Source organism: Streptococcus sp. LMAG:39, from assembly GCF_008680485.1.
GTDB lineage: Bacteria > Bacillota > Bacilli > Lactobacillales > Streptococcaceae > Streptococcus > Streptococcus pasteurianus.
Map to the genome: position 1 here is coordinate 2,127,520 of NZ_NALE01000001.1, position 24,161 is coordinate 2,151,680.

The window sequence follows — 24,161 nt, forward strand, 5'->3', positions numbered from 1 at the left end:
TCTATTATGCTAAATGCTAGCTTCACTTATTTAACCCTAGGCAATTTTATGGTAGAATAGAAGAATATTAGTAGAAGGTAGGATTGTCACTTTTGGCTCAACTCTATTATAAATATGGAACCATGAATTCTGGAAAGACCATTGAGATTTTGAAAGTTGCTCATAACTATGAAGAACAAGGCAAACCAGTTGTTATTATGACTTCGGCACTTGATACGCGTGAAGGTTATGGTGTTGTTTCAAGTCGTATTGGCATGCGTCGCAAGGCGATTGCTATTACGGAAGAAATGGATATTTTTGCTTTTATTCAAGAATTGCCAGAAAAACCGTACTGTGTTTTAATTGATGAATGTCAATTTTTAACGAAAAAGCATGTCTATGATTTGGCGCGTGTTGTTGATGATTTGGACGTCCCTGTGATGGCTTTTGGGTTAAAAAATGATTTTCAAAATGAATTGTTCGAAGGCTCCAAATATCTACTGTTATTAGCAGATAAAATTGATGAAATTAAAACCATTTGTCAATTTTGTTCTAAAAAAGCAACCATGGTTTTGCGAACTGAAAATGGCAAGCCTGTTTACGAAGGAAATCAAATTCAAATCGGCGGAAACGAAACCTATATCCCCGTTTGCCGTAAACATTATTTTAACCCAATGATTTCCAAAGAAAAATAAGAAAATGAATTTGCAAAAGAGAGGTTAATCGAAAACAAATGAACATTTATGATCAGCTACAAGCGGTTGAGGACCGTTACGAAGAATTAGGCGAATTGCTATCTGACCCTGATGTCGTTAGTGATACAAAACGCTTTATGGCTTTGTCTAAGGAAGAAGCGAGCACACGTGAAACCGTAACTGTTTACCGCGAATACAAACAAATTCTTCAAAACATCGAAGATGCTGAAGAAATGATTAAAGACGCTGGTGGCGATCCTGAACTTGAAGAAATGGCGAAAGAGGAACTCAAAGACTCAAAAGCATCTAAAGAAGAATACGAAGAAAAACTTAAAATTCTTCTTTTACCAAAAGATCCAAACGATGACAAAAATATCATCTTGGAAATCCGTGGTGCTGCTGGTGGTGACGAAGCTGCGCTCTTTGCTAGCGACCTTCTTCAAATGTATCAAAAATATGCTGAAAACCAAGGATGGAAATTCGATGTCATGGAAGCTTCTTACAACGGTGTTGGTGGTATCAAAGAGGTTGTTGTCATGGTATCTGGTCAATCTGTTTACTCTAAGTTGAAATACGAATCAGGTGCTCACCGTGTTCAACGTGTCCCTGTCACAGAAAGTCAAGGTCGTGTTCATACCTCGACAGCAACCGTCCTTGTCATGCCAGAGGTTGAAGAAGTCGAATACGAAATCGATCCAAAAGACTTGCGTGTGGATATTTACCACGCCTCAGGTGCTGGTGGACAAAACGTCAACAAAGTTGCGACAGCTGTTCGTATGGTTCACATTCCAACTGGTATTAAAGTCGAAATGCAAGAAGAACGTACGCAACAGAAAAACCGTGACAAAGCCATGAAAATTATTCGTGCGCGTGTTGCTGACCACTTTGCCCAAATTGCTCAAAATGAACAAGATGCTGAACGTAAATCAACAATCGGTACAGGTGACCGTTCAGAACGTATCCGTACTTATAATTTCCCACAAAACCGTGTCACAGACCACCGCATTGGTTTAACATTGCAAAAATTAGATACGATTTTGTCAGGAAAACTAGACGAAGTTATCGATGCTCTTATTCTTTTTGACCAAACTAAGAAATTAGAAGAGTTAAATCAATAATGAATTACGCTGAAACAATCAGCCAACTAGAAAAACAATTACAAGCAATCGGCGAGGACCCAGAAAATCTCACTTACGTTTTCCGTGAATTAAAAGGTTGGACCTTGCTCGATTTCATCTTACATCAGAACCAAGCTATCACTGAAAAAGACCAAATGTTACTCGAGCAAATCATGGTTCAGTTGACAGCACATCGATCACCTCAGTACATCACAGGGAAAGCCTATTTTCGCGATTTAGAGCTTTCAGTTGACGAGCGTGTTTTGATTCCACGACCTGAAACTGAGGAGCTGGTTGATTTGGTTTTAAAGGAAAATAGCAGAGCTGACTTGCGAGTTTTAGATATTGGTACAGGAAGCGGTGCGATTGCCATTTCGCTCAAGGCTGCGCGACCAAATTGGCAAGTAACCGCCTCTGACATTTCAGCAGACGCCCTACAATTAGCGAAAGAGAATGCCCTCAAAAATCAAGTAGAGCTGACCTTGATTCAATCTGATGTTTTTAGCCAAATTACAGAAAGATTTGATATGATTATTTCAAATCCGCCCTATATTGCTTATGACGATGAAGATGAAGTTGGCATTAATGTGCTCGCTTCAGAACCGCATTTAGCACTTTTTGCAGATGAAAACGGCTTTGCCATTTATCGTCAGATTATTGAGAATGCTAGTGAGCATTTGACCGAAAACGGAAAACTTTATTTTGAAATTGGTTATAAACAAGGAGAAGGTTTGCGTGCTTTGTTGAGCAAGCATTTTCCTGCTAAACGCGTTCGTGTCATTAAAGATATGTTCGGTAAAGATAGAATGGTCGTGATGGATAATGACTGATTTAGAAACAATTTTGCAAAATGGTGGAGCGGTGATTTTACCGACAGAAACCGTTTATGGGCTTTTTGCTCAAGCGATGAATGAGAATGCCGTTGAGCATGTTTACCAACTCAAACGTCGTCCTAAAGACAAGGCGATGAATCTCAACGTAGCTGATTTTGAGACAATTTTAGCTTTTTCAAAACAGCAACCAAGTTATCTCAAAAAGCTTTATGATGCTTTTTTACCTGGTCCGTTAACCATTATTTTACAAGCTAATGACCGCGTGCCAGCTTGGATCAATTCTGGCTTATCAACAATTGGTTTTAGAATTCCCAATCACCCACAAACCTTGAAATTGATTAAGAAAGCTGGCCCCTTAATTGGTCCGTCAGCTAACATTTCTGGACAAGAAAGTGGGAAAGTTTTCAAGGAAATTCAAAAACAGTTCGGTGGTACTGTGACTGGTTTTGCTGACGATGCTGCCTTAACAGGGGTTGACTCGACAATTTTGGATTTATCTGGAAAAACTGCTCGTATTTTACGTCAAGGTGCGATTACCAAAAACGACTTATTAACAGTTGTGCCTGATTTAACATTTACGAAAGAGTGATTTTTGGAAAATTCTTCTCATACTGATGCAGCTTTTACATCATCTTGGAGCTGCCAAACTTTTAAGGAATGTGACATGATCTTATCAAAAAGGAGATAAGGATATGATTTTTGACAAGGAAAACTACGAAACATTTGACAAAGAACTCTGGGAAGCAGTGCATGCTGAAGAAGTTCGTCAACAAAATAACATAGAACTCATTGCCTCTGAAAATGTTGTTTCAAAAGCTGTCATGGCAGCTCAAGGCACATTGTTAACCAATAAATACGCTGAAGGATACCCTGGCAAACGTTATTATGGCGGAACAGATTGTGTGGATATCGTTGAAAATTTAGCGATTGACCGTGCAAAAGAATTATTCGGAGCTAAATTTGCGAATGTCCAACCTCATTCAGGAAGTCAAGCTAATGCCGCAGCTTATATGGCTTTGATTCAACCTGGCGATACAGTCCTTGGAATGGATTTGGCTGCTGGTGGACATTTGACACACGGTGCTCCTGTTAGTTTTTCAGGGAAAACATACCACTTTATTTCTTACACGGTTGATCCTGTGACAGAACGCATTGATTATGATAAATTAGCCGAGCTAGCAGAAGAAGTGAAACCAAAATTGATTGTAGCGGGAGCATCAGCTTACTCACGTATTATTGATTTTCAACGTTTTCGTGCCATAGCAGATAGTGTCGGTGCTTATCTTATGGTGGATATGGCGCACATTGCAGGTCTTGTGGCATCAGGTCATCATCCAAGCCCAGTTCCTTATGCGCATATTACAACCACAACGACACATAAGACGCTTCGCGGTCCTCGTGGTGGATTGATTTTAACAAATGACGAAGCTCTCGCTAAAAAAATCAATTCTGCTGTTTTCCCTGGATTGCAAGGTGGACCATTGATGCATGTCATTGCAGGTAAAGCTGTCGCGCTCAAAGAAGCGTTGGACCCTGCTTTCAAAGAATATGGCGAAAATGTGATTAAAAATGCTGCCGCTATGGCTGATGTCTTTAATCAACACCCAAATTTCCGTGTGATTTCAGGCGGCACAGACAATCATGTCTTTCTTGTTGACGTGACAAAAGTCGTTGAAAATGGGAAAGTGGCGCAAAATGTCCTTGAGTCTGTTAACATCACGCTCAATAAAAATTCAATTCCATTTGAAACTTTATCACCGTTTAAAACATCAGGTATTCGTATCGGTTCACCAGCGATTACGAGCCGTGGCATGGGTGAAAAAGAATCGCGTGCTATTGCTGAATTGATTGTTAAGGCACTTGAAAATTATCAAAACGAAACTATTTTAGAGGAGGTTCGTCGCGAGGTTAAAGCATTGACAGATGCCTTCCCGCTTTATTAACGAACAGTTGAATATTATTTGGGTATTCAACCACAAAACTAATCATGATTGATTTATATATTAAACGCATTGTTATTCATCAATTTACACCCAACGATACTGAGCTGATCTTGTCAGACCAATTGTTGACAATCACGCCACGTATTGATGAGTATTTTCGTAAAAAACTAAGCAAAGTTTTCTCAGATGAAGCTAAACGTGGAATGTTTGCAGAAGATAATGTCTTTCTTAGCTATTTAAGTGATGATTTGATGGAGTCATCTGTTAAGATTGCCCAACTTTGGAAAGAAGAATTTGTCATCTCGGAAAATCAAAAAACAAATGATTTGGTTTTTATCCAATTTGACAAAGACGGTGTTGAACATTTTGCCTTTCTTCGTATTGCTTTGAAGGAAAATTTCACCCATATTTCTAGTGATAGTGAAAGTCCGATTAAGGTGACACAAAATAATCTGCCGTCAGCTGCGCAAACACCAGATGAAGCTTTGGTGATTAATTGCTCTAATCATCATTATTATTTGATTGAGAAGCGTGTCAAGCATAATGGTAGCTTTGCTAATTATTTTTCAGAAAATCTCTTGCAAGTCCAACCAGAGCAATCGGTGAAAAAATCGATAAGAATGGTTGAACAAACAGCGCAGAAAATTGCTGAAAGTTTCCAACAAGATGATTTTGCTTTCCAATCCAAAATGAAAGCTGCTATCCATAAAAATCTGGAAGAAGAGCAAGAATTATCACCAGAAAAATTGGCAGACCAACTTTTTGATAGTAATTTGACTGCTCGTTTAACTTTTGTTGATGAGTTAAAAGAAAGTATTCCAGAACCAATTCAAGTAGCAGATATTGACCATTCACGTCAGACGAAAAAATTGGAAAATCAGAAGTTATCCCTATCCAATGGTATTCAACTGATTGTACCTAATAATGTCTATGACGACGCTGAATCGGTAGAATTTATCCAAAATCCAAATGGAACCTATTCTATCTTGATTAAAAATATAGAGGATATTCAAAATAAATAATGTTTAAGTTCTTAGGGCGTCTAATCATACTGGGCTTTGTCATTTTTTGTGGTTACCAAACGTATGTGGTTCACAAAAACGTACAAAATGTTTTACAGTATAAAGATATGGTCAAGGAGATTTTAGACGACAACGATACCACCGCCAATGTTGATTTGGTCTTGGCGATGATTTACACGGAGACCAAGGGAGATGACGGTGATGTTATGCAATCAAGCGAAAGTTCAGACGGTGTTGCTAATTCCATTACGGATAGCCAGACCAGTATTCGTCAAGGCGTGACGGTACTTTCAGAAAATCTTACCTTGGCAGATGAAGCAGGAGTAGATGTCTGGACGGCCGTGCAAGCTTACAATTTCGGAACTGCTTATATTGATTACGTGGCAAAAAATGGTGGCGAAAATACGATTGCTTTGGCAACAGCTTATTCTCGTAATGTTGTCGCTCCAAGTCTTGGAAATACAACGGGAGAAACTTATTTTTATTACCATCCCCTTGCCCTTATCTCAGGTGGAAAATTGTATAAAAATGGTGGGAATATTTATTATTCTCGTGAAGTTCACTTTAATCTGTATTTGATTGAATTGATGAGTTTATTTTAAAATGACATGAGAGCTAATGCTCTATTAGAAAAGAGAAGAATGAAAGCATTAAGTCATTATTTTAAAGGGTACCTCAAGGAGACAATCTTAGGTCCCCTTTTCAAATTGTTTGAAGCATCTTTCGAGCTTTTAGTTCCGATTATTATTGCTAGAATTGTTGATACCATTATCCCTCATCATGATAAAAATCACCTTTATATGATGGTAGGGCTGTTATTTTTACTGGCAATTGTTGGGATGTTTGTAGCTATTACAGCACAATATTTTTCTTCCAAGGCTGCCGTTGGCTACACACGTCAGTTGACAAAGGATTTATTTAAAAAAATCATGGGCTTGAGTAAAGAGGATCGTGACCAGCTGACAACATCTAGTTTAGTAACGCGTTTGACAAGCGATACTTACCAAATTCAAACAGGTATCAACCAATTTTTACGTCTGTTTTTACGAGCACCGATTATTGTTTTTGGTGCGATTATCATGGCATTTACCATTAGTCCTAAAATGACGATTGACTTCTTGTTAATGGTGGTGATTTTGTTTGCGATTGTCTTTACCATGTCGCACTTGCTCAATCCGATTTACGCAAAGATTCGTCAGGCTACCGATAGAATTGTCAATATGACACGCCAGCAATTAGAAGGTGTGCGTGTGATTCGTGCCTTTGGTCAGGTTGTAGCAGAAGAACAAGAATTTGCGGCAGCCAACCAAGATTATACTGACTTGCAAATTAAAGCTGGTCACCTATCAAGTCTCGTAACGCCGTTGACTTATCTGGTGGTTAATGGCACATTGATTTTGGTGATTTGGCAAGGAAATCTTGAAATCGGTCGTGGGCTTTTGTCACAAGGAATGTTGATTGCTTTGGTGAATTACCTCTTGCAAATTTTGACGGAATTGCTCAAGATGACCATGCTTGTCACATCATTGAACCAATCTTTTATCAGCGCTAAACGTATCACAGAAGTATTTGAAAAGGATTCTGAAAATTTGGCAACTGAGCTGATACAAAGTGAGTCAGCATTTGCTTTGGCGGTCAAAGACATGACGTTCACCTATCCAACCGCTGCCGAGCCGTCGCTGTCACATATTGATTTTAGTGTGAACGCTGGTGACTTTTTAGGTGTGATTGGTGGAACAGGCTCTGGGAAATCAACTTTAGTCGAACTTCTCACTCATCTCTACACACCGCAAGAGGGAAGCTTAGCTATTTTTCAAAATCAGCACTCTCCTAAAACACTTGGGGAATGGCGTTCTTGGGTCAATGTGGTGCCACAAAAGGCAGAGTTATTTCAAGGAACAATTCGTTCAAATTTGATTTTGGGAATTCGTGATGAGGTGAGTGATAATGAGCTCTGGAGAGCTTTGGATATTGCTCAAGCTAGCGATTTTGTGTCAGAAAAAGAGGGACAATTGGATGCCAAGGTTGAGGCATTTGGTCGTAATTTCTCTGGCGGACAACGTCAACGTTTGACAATTGCGCGTGCGCTTGTTAGAAAAGCGCCGTTCTTAATCTTGGATGATTCGACATCAGCGCTTGATTATTTAACAGAAGCGAAGTTGCTATCAGCCATTCATGAGGAATTAAAAGAAGTGACTCTTGTTTTGATTTCACAACGCACTAATAGCTTGAAAGCAGCTGATAAGATTTTGCTGCTAGATAGAGGACATCAACTTGGTTTTGCCAGCCATGATGAGTTACTCAAGCAAAATGATGTTTACCGCGCTATTCATTACTCACAACACCAAGAAGAAAAGGAGGCGTAAGATGAAGGCAAAAAATCAAAATCATACTAGCCGCCGTTTGTTCCAAGATCTTTTATCACAAAAAGGACTTGTTCTTGGTGCCACACTTGGAACGATTGCGCAAGTCGCTCTGACCGTTTATTTGCCTATTTTGATTGGGAATGCGGTGGACGTTGTCTTATCTCCGAAATCAATTAGTTTAATTGTGCCAATTGTAGCGAAAATGATTGTTGTTGTCGCTTTGAATACCTTGGTGCAATGGGTGAATCCATTGATTTATAACCGTCTAACGTTTGGTTACATTTACACATTGCGTCAAAAAGTCATGGAAAAATTAAACCAGATGCCGATTTCTTATCTTGACAAGAAAAGTTCAGGTGATTTGGTTAGTCGTGTGACAACTGATGCCGAACAATTGAGCAATGGTCTGTTAATGGTGTTCAATCAATTTTTCATTGGTATTCTAACGATTATCATTACCATTGTGACAATGGCTGATATTGATTTGTTAATGCTTGGTTTGGTGCTAATTTTGACACCATTATCACTTTTCTTAGCACGTTTTATTGCTCAAAAGAGTTATCATCTTTATCAAAATCAAACAAAATCACGCGGGCAACAAACGCAGTATATTGAAGAAATGATTCGTCAAGAAAGTTTACTCCACACCTTCAATGCGCAAGATATGGCTATTGACACTTTCACGACGATTAATGATACTTATGCTGATTACTCACAAGGAGCTATTTTCTATTCTTCAGCGGTTAATCCGTCAACGCGTTTCATTAATAGCTTGATTTATGCTCTCTTGGCAGGAGTAGGGGCACTTCGGATTATGTCAGGCGCTTTTACAGTTGGGCAATTGACAACTTTCTTGAATTATGTCAATCAATACACCAAGCCATTTAATGACATTTCATCCGTTTTGTCAGAATTGCAGAGCGCCATTGCCTGTGCAGAACGTCTCTACGCTATTTTAGACGAAGAAAATGAGCCTCTTCCAGTAAAAGCTCAGCTTAACGCGGATAGTATCCAAGGACAAATTGAATTCAAAGATGTGTCGTTTGGTTATACTAGCCAAAATACCTTGATTAACCACCTTAATTTATCAATCCCAGCGGCTTCAAAAGTGGCTATCGTTGGACCAACGGGGGCAGGAAAATCAACTTTAATCAATCTTTTAATGCGTTTTTATGAAGTCAATAGCGGAGCTATTTATTTGGATGGCGTTTCTATGGCAGATTATTCTGTATCAGAATTGCGCCAACAAATCGGTATGGTATTGCAAGAAACGTGGCTGAAAGTTGGAACGATTCACGATAATATTGCATATGGAAATCCTGATGCTACACGCGAAGAAGTCATTGCTGCCGCAAAAGCAGCCAATGCTGATTTCTTTATTCGTCAGTTGCCAAATGGTTACGATACTTATCTGGCTGATGCAGGAGCGTCATTGTCGCAAGGACAACGTCAGCTGTTAACGATTGCTCGAATTTTTGTCAAACTACCAAAAATCCTAATTCTCGATGAAGCAACTTCATCTATCGATACTCGGACAGAAGTGTTGATTCAAGAAGCTTTTGAAAAATTAATGCAAGGAAGGACAAGTTTTATCATTGCACACCGCTTGTCAACAATTCAATCAGCTGATTTTATTTTAGTCATGGTAGATGGTGACATTGTTGAACATGGTACGCATGACGATTTAATGGCAAAACAAGGCGTTTATTACCAAATGCAAACAGCCCAAGCAGGGTAGAAAAGATGTGAAAGTTGTCATCGTTGTTTACGTAAATATAATTATGTAAACAGATGTAAGAATTTTTCGATTCTCAGTTTAAATTAGAAAAGAAACTCCCTTAGAAATCGCTATTCTAAGGGAGTTTCTTTGTATTCATTAGTGATTTGGTCCCCATGCGCTGACAGATTTTTCATTAACAGGAAAAACGCCATAGCCTTGCGCATCAATCGTGACCTCGGTCTGATTATTTTCTAAGGCGTCTGTAAAAATGTGGTTAGCCCATTTCTCGCCAACAAATAAGCGTTTTGAAGTAGCGTTAGCATTACTGATGAGTATAGCTAGTGCTGTGGGGTGTTCATCATCCCCAAGACAAGTCCACGCAATGCAATTTGGGTCATCAAAGTAATCCTCTTCCTGTCCATAGACAGCTGTTTGACGAAGTTGCAACAATTGGTCAATCTCGTTTTGGAAATTTTCTTGCGCAAATTCGTCAGAAATGCCGTAGTAATCACCATAGAAAATACAAGGCAATCCAGTCTGACGAAGTAGAATCAAAGCGTAAGCAGCAGGCTTAAACCATTCTGCAATGGTTGATTCCAAAGCCTGCCCACGTTGTGTGTCATGGTTATCGACAAAAGTAACAGCAGAATCTGGGTGATTCTTGACCAAGGTTTGGTCAAAAATTGTCCGCAAATCATAATCTTCCATTTCTTGGCTAGCTTCAAAGAGATTTTGATGAAGGCGGACATCTACCAAATCAAAACGATAATCGGTATTTTCCAAGTAATCGTTGTTAGACTGTTCATCACCATTCCAAAATTCACCAAAGACGTAGAAATCGTCGCCGTATTTTAATTTCATATCACGGATAAAATTGCCCATGAAGAAAGAATCAATGTGTTTGATAGCGTCTAATCGAAAACCAGCGATACCAGTTGTTTGAACAAACCAGTCTGCCCAATCGTAAATGTTTTTAATGACTTGAGGGTGTTTGAAATCCAAATCAGCATACATCAGATAGTCATAATTCCCATTTTCACCGTCAACTAAACCTTGATTTGCCCAACCTTTATTGTCGCCTTGAATTTGAAAAATTCCAGTTTTTCCAGTTTTGACATTATAATCTGTTCCTGTAAAATGATACCAATGCCACTCAAAATCATTATAGGTTTTATGCCGACCTGCAAAGGTAAAATTTGTCCAACCTTCGATTTCAAAAGGCTCACTAAGAACCTCTGTGCGGTCCTCTGGCACCACTTCGACAACAGTAAAGATTTCGGTGTGGTCAGCTGCTGCCTTGTGATTCAAAATCACATCCGCTAAGGGCTCAATACCATTTTCTTTTAAGCTAGCAATGGCAGCGAGATAATCGGCTTTAGTTCCATATTTGGTTCGAATCGTTCCTTTTTGGTCAAATTCTCCGAGGTCGAAAAGGTCATAAACACCATAGCCAACATCGCCAGCGTGTGTAGCCTTAAAAGCAGGAGGTAACCAGATTTTAGAAATGCCTTTTTGAGCTAGTTCGGGAGCATCAGCTGCTAATCGTTGCCAGTGTTTCCCGTCATTTGGTAAATACCATTCAAAATATTGCATCAGAGTTTCATTTGTCATAATAAGGCTCCTAGGAGAAAGACTTTTTTCTTTCATTTTACCAAAAAGATAAAATAACGCAAGCGTTTGCGTAATAAAAAATATCTCTTCCTATCAAAACAAGCAAAGAATTCTGGTATAATATTTTCTAAAATGATGTGAAGAGGAGTTTAGGAATGATGAAGAATTCTTGATTCAATTAGACTTTGAGAGAAACTAAAAAATCTGAGAAACAAATCTCAAATTTTTCAAGTTTTAAAGAAAATGTAGCGCCCATTCACCACCATAAGTGAGAATTAACACGTGTCCGATAATGGAAATTGGTTTACAAAGGATAATGATTTTTGAAAAAGTTTTAAAGGACATGTTGCTAAGCGCGGCTAACATCACAAGTAAATCAGCAGGTGCAAAGGGTGATATCATACATAAAATAAAAAAGATAGTAAATGATCTATGGGTGGCAACGAGTTTTTCATATTTATTGAAAGTAGCTTCTTTGACGAAAAGCAGGCAAAATCGTTTTCCATACCAACGTGTCAGTAAAAATAAAATAGTCGAACCAAGAATAATACCAATGCAACTCGTTAAAATACCAATAACTGGGTGAAAAGTCATAACAGCTAAAACCATGGTCAAACTAATAGGGACAATTGGCACAACAACCTGCATCATTTGTAGAAGAATGAAGAAAAGTGCTCCTAAAAATTTATCTTGCCCCACAAGCGTTTGTAATTTAGCCTGATTGGTTAGATAGCCATGCTGATAAAGCCAAATCACAAAGAGACAAGAAGCGATAAAAACAATAGCTGAAATGATGTGAATCAAACGTTGCACAAGTTTGTAATTGTTAAACAGAAATCTCATCTCCAATCTTACTTAATGATATTTATTGTAAAACTTTTTGCTAACATCAGTCAACTTTTTAAGATTCATTTATCACTTTTTTAAAATAGGTCTCAAGACGGATGTTTCCTATCCTAGAAAGTCATATAATATAACTATCCTAAAAACTTTTCATATAACTCCTAAGCAAGTGGTTTTCCAGCCGCTTGCTTTTTTTATCCTTCCCTCTGCAAGGACAAGGGATATCTTCTTTGGTAAGTCCCATTCTTGCTGAATCCAGTAAATAGATGGTTAAAATGGAATAACTGCCCCTTGGTGTCTTATTATCATTTTAGGAGAGTATTTCTGTTTAATGTATTGATCAAAATTTTTTCTTTAATTTTGTTAGTTAGGAAGGGTTATTTAACAAAACACTTATGATTATTTTCATATGACTAATTGTACTTTAAGATTTTATTGTTGATTTTTAAACAAAAAAACAAAAAAATAAACAAGAAAGGGTTTACAAATAAAAAAGGGTGTGCTATAATAAATGCATAATTAAATAAAGCAAGCGTTACTAAGCGGGATTAGGCGTGATCATAAATGAATTTGGAGAGACAATCATTAGACTTGTATTCTTTAATTTATATTATGATTACGCCTTTTTGCTTAGCTAATCAGGAGGGATTATGTACCAAATAATATCTTCTATGAATAACAATGTTACTTTAGCACAAGATGTGAATGGAGAAGAAGTTGTTTTGATTGGAAGTGGTATTGGATTTAACAAGAATAAAGGTGATACCGTCAATGAAGAAAAGATTGAAAAGATTTTTCATCTTCGAACAGAGGAATCAAAAGAGAACTTTATTTCTTTATTAAAAAATATACCATTAGACTTCATCACGGTTACCTATGATGTTGTAGATTGTCTGTCTAAGAAATATCACTATCCGGTACAGGAATATATTTATGTGACATTGACAGATCATATTTATTGCTCCTATCAAGCCCTTGTAGCTGGAAAATATAAGTCTAGTAGTCTTCCAGATGTTTCTTCCAAATATCCTATTCCCTATCAAATAGGGCAAGAAGCACTTGATATTTATCGTAAGAACTTACTCGAGTCGCTTCCTGATGAAGAAGTTAGCAGGATTGCTTATCACTTTATGAATGCTGAAGGAGTGATGATATTACAAAAAGAGAAAAATTTAGAAGTAAAGAAAAATATTTTACATTTAGTTGATGGTGTGCTGGAAAAGAACAATATCAAACGAACAAGTGAAAACAGTAGTTTTTATGATCGTTTTATGATTCATTTGAATTATTTTTTAGATTCTTTAAATCGAAGTGAAAACGAAAACAAATCATGGTTGGAGATAGAGAAGCAAGTACGATTAACTTACCCTTTAGCCTATCGAATTGGTAGTGATATTTATGATATTGTCACCCGAGAGATGGAGGTAGACAGTTATAAGTGTGAGAAAGTGTTTTTAGTTTTACATATACAGCGATTATTATAATAATGATTAAGGAGAATTTTATCATGAATAGAGAAGAAGTAACATTACTTGGTTTTGAAATTGTAGCCTATGCTGGTGATGCTAGGACAAAGTTGTTGGAAGCTTTGAAGGCAGCAGAGAGAGGAGAATTTGATAGGGCAGACGGGCTCGTAAAAGAAGCAGAGGATTGTATTATTGAGGCACATAAAGCACAAACAAATTTATTGACTAAAGAAGCATCGGGTGAAGATATTGCTTATAGTGTAACAATGATGCACGGACAAGATCACTTGATGACAACCTTGTTACTAAAAGACTTAATGCAACATCTTATTGAGTTATATAAAAGAGGAGTAAAATATGAATAAGCTAATTGAGTTTATCGAAAAAGGCAAGCCTTTTTTTGAAAAGTTATCACGTAATATTTATTTAAGGGCCATTCGAGATGGTTTCATTGCTGGAATGCCTGTTATCTTATTTTCTAGTATTTTTATCTTAATTGCCTATGTACCAAATGCCTTTGGTTTTTATTGGCCTTCGGGCGTTGAGGCTCTCTTGATGAAGCCATATAATTATTCAATGGGACTCTTAGCAATGTTAGTTGCTGGAACTACGGCTAAATCATTGACTGATTCTATTAATCGTGACATGGCAGCAACAAACCAAATTAATTACATGTCAACATTACTGGCTTCTATTGTAGGTCTATTGATGTTGGCAGCAGACCCTACAGCGGATGGTTTTGCAACTGGATTTTTAGGAACTAAAGGACTTCTGACAGCCTTTTTAGCAGCTTTTGTTACTGTGACTATCTATAAGGTTTGTGTGAAAAATAACGTTACCATTCGTATGCCTGACGAAGTACCACCTAACATTTCACAAGTTTTTAAAGATGTTATTCCGTTTACTTTATCAGTAGTTTTTCTTTATGCTTTGGATATTTTAGTGCGCCATTTTGTAGGTACAGGCGTGGCAGAAGCGATAGGTCAGTTTTTTGCACCACTTTTTTCTGCAGCAGATGGTTATGTTGGTATTACTTTTATATTTGGTGCCTATGCTTTCTTCTGGTTTGTTGGTATTCATGGTCCATCTATTGTTGAACCGGCTATTGCAGCTATTACCTACGCTAATATTGATACGAATTTAGCTCTTATGAAAGCTGGGGAACACGCTGATAAAGTTTTAACTTCAGGAACACAAATGTTTATCGTTACAATGGGGGGGACAGGAGCAACTCTTGTCGTTCCATTCATGTTCATGTGGCTATGTCAATCAAAACGTAATAAGGCTATTGGACGTGCTTCAGTCGTGCCAACCTTCTTTGGGGTAAATGAGCCAATTTTATTCGGAGCTCCAATTGTTTTGAACCCTGTCTTCTTTGTGCCATTTATTTTAGCACCGATTGTTAATGTTTGGATTTTCAAATTCTTTGTTGATACACTTGGTATGAATAGTTTCACGACTAACTTACCATGGACTACTCCTGGACCTTTGGGAATCGTTCTTGGTACTAATCTTCAACTTCTTTCATTTATTTTGGCGGCTCTCTTGATTGTGATTGATGTTATAATCTATTATCCATTTGTCAAAGTTTATGACCAACAGATTCTAGAAGAAGAACGTACAGGGAAGTCTAATGATTCTCTAAAAGAAAAGGTAGTTGCAAACTTTAATACTTCTAAAGCAGATGCTATTCTTGAAAAAGCAGGAGTAGGCAGTGAAGAAACACCTGTTCACAACAATATTGTCAAAGAAACCAACGTTCTTGTCCTTTGCGCAGGTGGGGGGACTAGCGGACTTTTAGCAAATGCTCTTAATAAGGCAGCTGCTGAATATGGCGTACCTGTTAAAGCAGCCGCAGGTGGATATGGTGCTCATCGTGAAATATTACCAGAGTTTGATTTAGTTATTCTTGCACCACAGGTGGCATCTAACTATGAAGATATGAAAGTGGAGACTGATAATCTTGGGATTAGGCTTGCTAAAACTGAAGGTGCTCAGTATATTAAATTAACCCGTGATGGACAAGCTGCTTTAGCCTTTGTGCAAGAACAGTTTAACTAATTAGTTAGCAATATTTGAGATGAGTGATAGTTCACCTCCTTTGACTATTATTCATCTCAAATGCTATTGATATCGAAAGGAAAAAATATGACAAAAACATTACCTAAAGATTTTATTTTTGGTGGTGCTACAGCTGCTTATCAGGCTGAAGGTGCGACTCATGTAGATGGAAAAGGTCCTGTTGCTTGGGACCAATATTTGAAAGATAATTACTGGTATACAGCTGATCCAGCTAGTGATTTCTATCATCAGTATCCTGTGGATTTGGAATTGGCAGAGCAGTTTGGTGTGAATGGCATTCGTATTTCAATTGCCTGGTCACGAATTTTTCCTAAAGGCTATGGTGAAGTTAATTCTAAAGGTGTGGCTTTTTACCATAAACTTTTTGAAGAGTGCCATAAGCACCATGTGGAACCTTTTGTCACACTTCATCATTTTGATACGCCTTTAGCTTTACACTCTAATGGTGATTTTCTTAATCGTGAAAATATAGATCATTATGTTAATTATGCTGATTTTTGTTTTGAAGAATTCTCTGAGGTTAATTACTGGACGACGTTTAATGAAATTGGTCCAATCGGAGATGGTCAGTACTTAGTGGGGAAATTTCCTCCAGGTATCCAGTATAATTTGGCAAAAGTTTTTCAGTCTCATCATAATATGATGGTTGCTCATGCACGTGTTGTTAAATTATATAAGGATAAAGGGTACTCAGGAGAAATTGGTGTTGTTCATGCTTTGCCAACTAAATACCCGTATAACCCAGAAAATCCTGAAGATGTCCGTGCTGCCGAGTTAGAAGATATACTCCATAATAAATTTATTTTGGATGCAACTTATTTAGGTGGCTACTCTGAGGAAACGATGAAGGGTGTTAATCACATTCTAAAAGTAAATGGTGGAGAATTAGATCTTCGTGAAGAAGATTTTGCTGAACTTGAAGCAGCAAAAGACTTAAATGATTTTTTAGGGATTAATTATTATATGAGTGACTGGATGCGAGCTTGTGACGGTGATACTGAAATCATTCATAATGGAAAAGGTGAGAAGGGAAGTTCTAAGTATCAGATTAAAGGCATTGGTCGTAGAGAAGCGCCAGTAAATATTCCTAAGACAGATTGGGACTGGATTATCTATCCACAAGGATTATATGATCAAATCATGCGCGTGAAAAAAGATTACCCAAACTATAAGAAGATTTACATCACAGAAAATGGTTTAGGCTATAAAGATGAATTTGTAGACAATACCGTTTACGATGATGCTCGCATTGATTATGTCAAAAAACATTTAGAAGTTATTGCAGATGCTATTGAAGCAGGTGCAAATGTTAAAGGATACTTTATCTGGTCATTGATGGATGTATTTTCTTGGTCTAATGGATATGAGAAACGTTATGGTCTATTCTATGTTGACTTTGAGACACAAAAGCGTTATCCAAAGAAAAGTGCTTACTGGTATAAACACCTTACTGAAACAAGAGTTATCCAATGATAATAGTCATTTTCTTATTATCCTATTGAAAAATATGATTGTATGCTAAAAGATAGTGAAAATCTACTGCTAAATGTATGAAAATATGCTACAATTAAAGAGAATACTGTTAGCTTAGTGCTGACTTTAATAGAAAGGGTAATAATGACTGACAATTCTAGTTTGAATAATGTTCAAAAAATCATTGTTCTTGATTATGGTAGCCAGTACAACCAATTGATTGCACGTCGTATCCGTGAATTTGGTGTGTTCTCAGAATTGAGAAGCCACAAAATCACAGCAGAAGAAGTGCGCGATATTAACCCAATTGGTATCGTACTTTCAGGTGGTCCAAATTCAGTTTATGCTGACAATGCCTTTGGTATTGATGAAGAAATTTTTGAATTGGGTATTCCAATTCTTGGTATCTGCTATGGTATGCAATTGTTGACTGATAAACTTGGAGGTAAAGTTGTTCCAGCAGGTCAAACTGGTAACAGCGAATATGGTCAATCAACACTTCGCTTAAAAGCAAATTCAAAATTATTTGCTGACACACCAGAGGAACAAACCGTTTTAATGAGCCACGGTGATGCAGTTACCGAAATTCCAGCAGGTTTCCACCTCGTTGGTGATTCTGCTGATTGCCCTTACGCAGCCATTGAAAATACTGAGAAAAACATTTATGGTATTCAATTCCACCCAGAAGTTCGTCACTCAGTATATGGTAATGATATTTTACGTAACTTTGCTTTCAAGATTTGCGGAGCTAAAGGTGATTGGTCAATGGACAACTTCATTGAGTTGCAAATTTCTGAGATCCGCAAAAAAGTTGGAGACCGTAAAGTTCTTTTAGGACTTTCAGGTGGTGTTGATTCATCAGTTGTTGGTGTTCTTCTTCAACGTGCTATCGGTGACCAATTGACATGTATCTTCGTTGACCATGGTCTTCTTCGTAAAGGAGAAGGGGACCAAGTTATGAATATGCTTGGTGGTAAATTCGGATTGAACATCATTCGTGTTGATGCTTCAAAACGTTTCTTAGACCTTCTTGCTGGTGTTGAAGACCCAGAGAAAAAACGTAAAATCATTGGTAATGAATTTGTTAGTGTATTTGATGATGAGGCAAGCAAACTTAAAGGTGTTGACTTCTTAGCACAAGGTACTCTTTACACAGATGTTATTGAGTCTGGTACAGATACCGCCCAAACAATCAAATCACACCACAACGTTGGTGGTCTCCCAGAAGATATGCAATTTGAATTGATTGAGCCACTCAACACACTGTTCAAAGATGAAGTTCGTGCGCTTGGTACAGCTCTTGGTATGCCAGATGAAATCGTTTGGCGCCAACCATTCCCAGGACCAGGACTTGCTATCCGTGTTATGGGTGAAATCACAGCTGAACGTCTTGAAACTGTTCGTGAATCTGACGCTATCCTTCGTGAAGAAATTGCTAAAGCAGGTCTTGACCGCGACATCTGGCAATATTTCACTGTTAACACAGGTGTTCGTTCAGTTGGTGTTATGGGTGATGGACGCACTTACGACTATACAATCGCAATTCGTGCTATCACATCAATCGACGGAATGACAGCAGACTTTGCACGTATCCCATGGGATGTGCTTCAAAAAATCTCAGTCCGTATCGTAAATGAAGTTGACCACGTCAACCGCATCGTCTATGACATCACAAGTAAACCACCAGCAACAGTTGAGTGGGAATAGAGAATATTATAAATAAACCGCATAAAACCAAGTGTTTTAGCGGTTTTATTTTTTATTCAACACCAATTTAACACCAAAAATAAAAAAATCGTCAAGATTGACTTGACGATTTGGAAACCAAATTTTTGTCAGATAGACTTCGCTAATCTAACAAAAATCATGGTTTGAAGTTAATAGTGTGCTGATTGCCATGAAATTTGCTCTCACGTATAAAGTTATCAGAAAGCTTTATTTGCCCGCTTAATCGATTAGCGACATTTTTCATAGCAGTAGGATGTAAGTGAGAGTACGTACCTAGTGTCGTTTGAATATCGGCATGTCCTAAGCGTTTCTGTATCTCTAGTGGATTCATACCCAATTCAAGCATTAAACTAGCGTCTGAGTGTCTTAAACCGTGTACATGTATTGCTTTAACACTGGCTATTTGGCTATGTCTTGATATGACTCTTTTTAGCGTTGATCTGATAACAGGTAAGTTATTCACTGAGAAAATGAAACTAATATCACCAATTTGTTCTTGAACAGATCTCCAGTCTTTTAAGATTTGCATAGTATCATCATCTAGATACAAAAGACGTGTGCTATCAGATGTTTTAGGTTCTGTAATTTCCCAGTCATCTTTATTTTTGTAATACATAGACTTATTGACAATAACAGATTGATTGACCCAGTCTATATCGCGCCATGTTAATGCTTGTAATTCACAAGTTCGGACACCAGTCATATAGAAGAACCAGAATGTAGTGAAATACAATAAATCATAAATATTATTCTTTCTATCAAAAGTCGAAATAAATTTCTCAAATTCTTCTTTAGTCCAATGGTCGTTTTTGGGTCTTTCCTTTTTCACGTTACCTACCATCTTTGCTACATTTTGAGTTAACATACCAAGTTGAACAGCTAAGTCTAAAACCTGCTTAAATACTTGAAAGATTGACCGAATATAATTATTTGATAGATTTTCTTCAAACAGACTATTTTGCCATTGTTTAACTCTAGGAGCTGAAATATCAGATAGTTTAAAGTTATCCCAATAAGAAAGACGTTTTATTTTTGATTTAGCCATATCAAATGTCCGCTCACGAACTTTACTTTGATAATCTGGGATAAAGAAGTCAGTTAAGAATTTATGGAAAGTCATTGTACTATTTTGGGATAAAGCCCCTTTTCCAAAATCATTTAACATTTTAGCTTGCCATAATTGAGCTTCTTTTTGTGTTTTAAAGCCGTTCTTAAATTTTCTGATACGTTTTCCAGTCTGTGAGTCAAAGCCAAGCGATACAGAAGCTCTAAACGTTCCATTTTCCATTGGATAGACATTTGGCACCTTAGGCATGATTAAGTGCCTCTACGGGCTTGTTAAAGTCCTCTTCATCAATTTTAACACCTAATATTTCTTCAACAGTTTCTAGTGGAACACGACCAAGTCCTTTGCTTTCATACCAAGTTAGTCCTTGACTAGCTAATTTTGCTTTAGCTTGTTTTACCAACATCATTGATTGCCAATCACTAAAACCTAATTTTTTTAAGTCGTTCTTAACTACAAATTTAGCCATAATAACCAACTTTCTATTTTTCCAACAAATGAATATCATCTGCTTTATAATACATTGGATTTCCCGTCATTGTAACTTGTAAATTATCAAAAATGACAGGTACTTCATCAGCAGACATAATATAATCATTATCAACTAATGGCTCAGTATGGTTAATAGTTACTTGTGTTGATTTTTTCTTAAACTTTCCGTCCTTAATAGTCACGTTATATTTCCAACCAATGATTTTATCAGTTGAAAACATTCTATCATTGCCATCTCTGTCTTTTAAGATTTCTCCATTTTCGTCTGTTCGTTTTTCCATTTCATATTTTGGAATAACCTCATCAAGTTCAAAACGTGAACCGATGTTATCTAATTCGAAGTCGCGTAATTGTAGCATTTTTGCCATACTAATCTCTCCTTTTTATATTTTTCTTTATTATAGGGATTAAATCTTCCCTTTGATTTTTTACAGCTCTTTCAATTAAATCAGAAGCTAAGTCAGGAGGATATTTTACTTTATCTAATTTTTCAAAGTTCAATAATTCTTCCTCAGATAACAAATTATTCTCCCAAAGAAATTTATATGCTTTATAGACATTGGCTGAGCCTTTCTTGGCATACCAATAAAAGCGTTTTGAAAGAGCGACATTCTCTTTATGAAAATTAATATTTACTGGTCTTGCATTCTTTAAAAATACTTCCCAGTTACGATATGGAATCGTAAAAAGACTATCTTCATAAAATTTGACTCTATTCTTTAGATAACCTTTTGTGAAATTTAAAATATTATCTTGACTTTCTAAAAACTCAAAAATAAATTTTTGTGATTTTTCACGTCTCAGCTCTAATTCAGTTCGTATCCATTTTTGGATTTCTTTTTTACTAACCTGTTGTTTACTAGCTTGTTCGGCTTGTTTATCATAAATACGTAGACGCTCATCATCTGACGGTTTACGTAAGTATAAAGTTTGTCCCACGTTTTCATCACCATAAGGGAGATAGTAGGTACTTTTACCATAAATAAACCGTTTTTTCTGACAAATAGCTAATAAATCATTTGGCGTAAAAAATGGTTTTTTATTGAAATCATCAATTGCCACATCTATCCGACGGATAGAGTAGTGGGAAAAATTGGTTACTAGATTTCTAAAAAAGTCTTTTTCTGATAAAGTATAGACTGATAATATATTTTCCCTATACCACTCTAATGCTTGACCTGACATAACCAACATAAAATTATTCTCTTGTCTTCCGAAATAGATACGAATATTACCATAAGTTAGGTACTTTTCGTATTTATAGTAACTCAAATTTCCTTTATCTTCGATAAAGTAATCTGAGTTCATAAATAAAATATCCTCAATTATCGTATCTATTGAAATAGTATCTAAAAACTGAATCTGTATCCAGTCAAATATACCTATTAAATTATCATGCTTACTCATTTTCTCATTTAATATCTATAACAAATTTTAACACCACAGTTTTTTTCCTCAAAAATCCTTTAAAGTCAATAATATCAAGGGATTGCAGAATTATGCAATTATCCCCGACCTGTCAATTTTTTGATTTTTTAAAAAATCAAAAATCGTCAAAATCCTTGCAGAACATGGGTTTACCACAAAAGGGCTGCAGTGCAGAGGGTGGTGTTACTAGGGCACCCTCAAAAATTTTCTCAATCTGGTAGAAAATATCGCCGTCTAACCGCTTGATAACCGCCGATAACCGCACAAGCTCCCGCTTAGTGCTATCGGCTATCAAGCTATCCGACAATATTTTCTACAAGGAAGTCTAGTATTAGTTTTGAAATAAAAATATAATATCCGCTTTTACTAGAATTATGGTAAAATATCAATATATGTTTTTTTGAAAGTCTTTGAAAAATTGCCGTTTTTCAAAGACATTTTTATACAATCATAGGCAAATACCTCATTTCTACTTGCCAAACTTTAGGATAGTTTGGTATAATTTGAATATACCTATTAGGTATGTTTTAATTATAACCTGACAGGTATATTTTGTCAACTGGAAACTTTAAGGAGGCAAAGATGACATTTGCAAGTGACAAATTGAAAATACTTAGGAAAAGGAAGAAGCTAACTCAAAACGAATTAGCTAATCTACTTGGAATAAGTCAAAAATCTTACAGTAATTGGGAAAATAATAAGGCTGAGCCAACTTTAGAAAATATCGTTAAACTGGCAAATATACTGGAAACAACAACAGATGAGCTACTTGGACGGCATGTTGACTTTGGAGATAGGGTTTTATTTAATATATCCAATTACAACTTAAGTAATTTAAAGGAATTTAATGAACAAGAACTTTACGATTTGAAGGCTACGATAGTACTTGAATTGTTAGATGAATCTATGAACACACTAACGGTTAAAAATAAGCTAACAACCAAAAATAAACTTGACAAAGATGAAGAAATCATATTAGATACAATAATCATGGAAGCAAAAACACTTGCTGATGAGATTATAGAATTTGAGAATTTCAGAAAATCAAAACAAAAATTTAAATGGCCTTGGCAGAAGGAACGTAGCACCAATTTAACACCAAAACAATCAAATACTACTAAATCAGAATAATATTTTGTATTAACAAGCACTAAAAATCAGCATTTCTAACCATAAGTTAGCGTGCAATTAGTGAGTGGGAATAATAATTTAAGTGTATCCGAGTCCCGGAAATCCTTGATAGTAAAGGTTTTTCCGGGATTCTTGTTTTTTACTGGCTACAAATTGGCTACATTAGTCCGGGCCGTTCATTCGCTGATAGCTTTTGCTGATGCTCAGCGTGCCTTGGGTGAAGTCAATGTCTGCCGGGGTGAGAGCCAGAAGCTCCCCTTCACGGATGCCGGTATAGCACATCGTCATAAACACCGCATAGCTTGCCGAGTTGGAACAGGCTATTGAGCGTATTCAGCAGCAATAGGTGTCTATTAAGACGGTGGAGCAGATTGAAGCAAAGTCCCTGCCACTGACCTTTAAGGTAGCGATTGAGAAAGAGGATTATCAGACGTTGGTGACAGCGGCACAGAAATAGGTGGTGCAGGAAAAGCAGGAAGGGAAGCTGAAAAGGCTGATGAAAGAGACTAGGAAAACGGTTTTAGAGCTGAAGGATACGAAGGGATTGGCGGAGTATAAGTCTACTCGTGGACAGGTTCGTAGTAGTCAGCTGGAACAGGAGAATAAAGAACTTCGTAAAAAGTTGAGTGGGTATGAGGAGGTGATTGCTCGGCATAACTTGTGGGGATATTTTGCCAAGAATAGAGAAAAAGCACCGATAAAGACTGATGAAAGATAGCGTTAAGTCGAAAATTATATGTATAAAATGTTTACTTGTGAAAATTTAAAAATCATTGACAAAATTATTGTCATACAATACTATTTATGCAGGAGGTATATAGGGATGGACGAAATTCAAAGAATGCAGGAACATCTTTATGCAGAAATAATTAAATACCCGGATGAGACTGAAATGTTGAAAAACATATTAGATGTTTTTGTGGACTATCCTGAAAAATACAAGCAGGAGGATCGTGAAAGTCTTATGACAAAAGCAAATTTAGTTACACCGTCAATTCTTGCAGGTACAGTAACAAGAAAAGCGGTATCTACGGAATGGATGCAGACCGCAAGTGCGCTTGGTGTGGCAGTTGCTATTGCAACAGAGCCTGTTGGAAATGGTCGGAGGTTTAATGGGGGAATGGCTTGTGAAAATTACTGTTGGTAGTGGTAAGAAAAATAAAGA

At 36.9% G+C, this 24,161-nt stretch carries 23 protein-coding genes; 17 read left to right on the top strand and 6 right to left on the bottom strand.

The features are described 5' to 3' along the window. Positions 1–92: 92 nt before the first annotated feature. From CCC20_RS10905 to CCC20_RS10945, 9 genes are all read left to right on the top strand, one after another. Positions 93–674, top strand: a complete 582-nt coding sequence (locus CCC20_RS10905; RefSeq protein WP_003064637.1) for a thymidine kinase — start codon at positions 93–95, stop codon at positions 672–674. A gap of 38 nt (positions 675–712) precedes the next feature. Beyond that, a complete protein-coding gene (gene prfA / locus CCC20_RS10910; protein WP_013851786.1) occupies positions 713–1,792 on the top strand; it encodes a peptide chain release factor 1 in 1,080 nt (359 codons plus the stop codon). Beyond that, positions 1,792–2,622, top strand: coding sequence for a peptide chain release factor N(5)-glutamine methyltransferase (prmC, locus tag CCC20_RS10915; protein ID WP_058692870.1), 831 nt, complete (start codon positions 1,792–1,794; stop codon positions 2,620–2,622). The genes prfA and prmC overlap by 1 nt, the downstream gene beginning before the upstream one ends. After that, on the top strand, positions 2,615–3,214 hold the full coding sequence (locus CCC20_RS10920; protein WP_058692871.1) for an L-threonylcarbamoyladenylate synthase: 600 nt from the start codon (positions 2,615–2,617) through the stop codon (positions 3,212–3,214). Before prmC ends, CCC20_RS10920 begins: the two co-directional genes overlap by 8 nt. Positions 3,215–3,317: 103 nt before the next feature. Continuing rightward, complete coding sequence (gene glyA / locus CCC20_RS10925; RefSeq protein ID WP_058692872.1) at positions 3,318–4,568, top strand: serine hydroxymethyltransferase; 1,251 nt, start codon at positions 3,318–3,320, stop codon at positions 4,566–4,568. Between the two features lie 44 nt (positions 4,569–4,612). Next, positions 4,613–5,590, top strand: coding sequence for a nucleoid-associated protein (locus CCC20_RS10930; protein ID WP_003064647.1), 978 nt, complete (start codon positions 4,613–4,615; stop codon positions 5,588–5,590). Beyond that, entirely contained in the window at positions 5,590–6,192 is a 603-nt protein-coding gene (locus CCC20_RS10935) for a lysozyme family protein (RefSeq protein ID WP_003064649.1), read from the top strand. The genes CCC20_RS10930 and CCC20_RS10935 overlap by 1 nt, the downstream gene beginning before the upstream one ends. 39 nt (positions 6,193–6,231) lie before the next feature. Beyond that, a complete protein-coding gene (locus CCC20_RS10940) occupies positions 6,232–7,956 on the top strand; it encodes an ABC transporter ATP-binding protein (protein WP_041974015.1) in 1,725 nt (574 codons plus the stop codon). A 1-nt stretch (position 7,957) separates the two neighbouring features. Then, positions 7,958–9,694, top strand: a complete 1,737-nt coding sequence (locus CCC20_RS10945; protein ID WP_003064652.1) for an ABC transporter ATP-binding protein — start codon at positions 7,958–7,960, stop codon at positions 9,692–9,694. A gap of 138 nt (positions 9,695–9,832) precedes the next feature. On the opposite strand, the gene CCC20_RS10950 is transcribed toward CCC20_RS10945, so the two are convergent. Both CCC20_RS10950 and CCC20_RS10955 read right to left on the bottom strand, forming a co-directional pair. After that, a complete protein-coding gene (locus CCC20_RS10950; RefSeq protein WP_041974019.1) occupies positions 9,833–11,287 on the bottom strand; it encodes an alpha-amylase in 1,455 nt (484 codons plus the stop codon). A gap of 234 nt (positions 11,288–11,521) precedes the next feature. After that, positions 11,522–12,130, bottom strand: coding sequence for a TVP38/TMEM64 family protein (locus CCC20_RS10955; RefSeq protein ID WP_003064655.1), 609 nt, complete (start codon positions 12,128–12,130; stop codon positions 11,522–11,524). A gap of 650 nt (positions 12,131–12,780) precedes the next feature. Between CCC20_RS10955 and CCC20_RS10960 the strand changes: the two genes are divergently transcribed. The 5 genes from CCC20_RS10960 (at position 12,781) to guaA (ending at position 18,858) form a co-directional block, all read left to right on the top strand. Next, entirely contained in the window at positions 12,781–13,614 is an 834-nt protein-coding gene (locus CCC20_RS10960) for a PRD domain-containing protein (RefSeq protein ID WP_003064658.1), read from the top strand. A 23-nt stretch (positions 13,615–13,637) separates the two neighbouring features. Beyond that, positions 13,638–13,961, top strand: a complete 324-nt coding sequence (locus tag CCC20_RS10965) for a PTS lactose/cellobiose transporter subunit IIA (protein WP_041974022.1) — start codon at positions 13,638–13,640, stop codon at positions 13,959–13,961. After that, positions 13,954–15,657, top strand: coding sequence for a lactose-specific PTS transporter subunit EIIC (locus tag CCC20_RS10970; protein WP_003064664.1), 1,704 nt, complete (start codon positions 13,954–13,956; stop codon positions 15,655–15,657). Before CCC20_RS10965 ends, CCC20_RS10970 begins: the two co-directional genes overlap by 8 nt. A gap of 87 nt (positions 15,658–15,744) precedes the next feature. After that, on the top strand, positions 15,745–17,151 hold the full coding sequence (gene lacG, locus CCC20_RS10975; RefSeq protein ID WP_013851797.1) for a 6-phospho-beta-galactosidase: 1,407 nt from the start codon (positions 15,745–15,747) through the stop codon (positions 17,149–17,151). A gap of 144 nt (positions 17,152–17,295) precedes the next feature. Further along, positions 17,296–18,858 (top strand): glutamine-hydrolyzing GMP synthase, encoded by a 1,563-nt coding sequence (guaA, locus tag CCC20_RS10980; protein WP_003064670.1) that lies wholly within the window; start codon positions 17,296–17,298, stop codon positions 18,856–18,858. 157 nt (positions 18,859–19,015) lie between these two features. Here guaA and CCC20_RS10985 read toward each other — a convergent pair whose 3' ends face one another. Genes CCC20_RS10985 through CCC20_RS11000 form a run of 4 tightly spaced genes read right to left on the bottom strand, consistent with a single transcriptional unit; the run spans position 19,016 to position 21,844 of the window. Beyond that, positions 19,016–20,194: a site-specific integrase gene (locus tag CCC20_RS10985; RefSeq protein WP_270619709.1), complete on the bottom strand. Its 1,179-nt coding sequence runs from the start codon at positions 20,192–20,194 to the stop codon at positions 19,016–19,018. Continuing rightward, positions 20,187–20,414 carry a DUF3173 family protein gene (locus tag CCC20_RS10990; protein ID WP_270619708.1) on the bottom strand — a complete coding sequence of 76 codons (228 nt, stop codon included), beginning with the start codon at positions 20,412–20,414 and terminating at the stop codon, positions 20,187–20,189. Before CCC20_RS10990 ends, CCC20_RS10985 begins: the two co-directional genes overlap by 8 nt. Before the next feature lie 13 nt (positions 20,415–20,427). Continuing rightward, entirely contained in the window at positions 20,428–20,805 is a 378-nt protein-coding gene (locus CCC20_RS10995) for a hypothetical protein (RefSeq protein ID WP_270619707.1), read from the bottom strand. A 1-nt stretch (position 20,806) separates the two neighbouring features. Beyond that, positions 20,807–21,844 (bottom strand): replication initiation factor domain-containing protein, encoded by a 1,038-nt coding sequence (locus CCC20_RS11000; RefSeq protein ID WP_270619706.1) that lies wholly within the window; start codon positions 21,842–21,844, stop codon positions 20,807–20,809. 603 nt (positions 21,845–22,447) lie between these two features. On the opposite strand from CCC20_RS11000, the gene CCC20_RS11005 reads away from it, so the two are divergent. From CCC20_RS11005 to CCC20_RS11015, 3 genes are all read left to right on the top strand, one after another. Continuing rightward, on the top strand, positions 22,448–22,996 hold the full coding sequence (locus CCC20_RS11005; protein ID WP_270619704.1) for a helix-turn-helix domain-containing protein: 549 nt from the start codon (positions 22,448–22,450) through the stop codon (positions 22,994–22,996). A gap of 460 nt (positions 22,997–23,456) precedes the next feature. Further along, entirely contained in the window at positions 23,457–23,714 is a 258-nt protein-coding gene (locus CCC20_RS11010) for a hypothetical protein (protein WP_142374359.1), read from the top strand. Between the two features lie 105 nt (positions 23,715–23,819). Further along, positions 23,820–24,143 (top strand): hypothetical protein, encoded by a 324-nt coding sequence (locus CCC20_RS11015; protein ID WP_101774208.1) that lies wholly within the window; start codon positions 23,820–23,822, stop codon positions 24,141–24,143. Positions 24,144–24,161 lie beyond the last annotated feature (18 nt).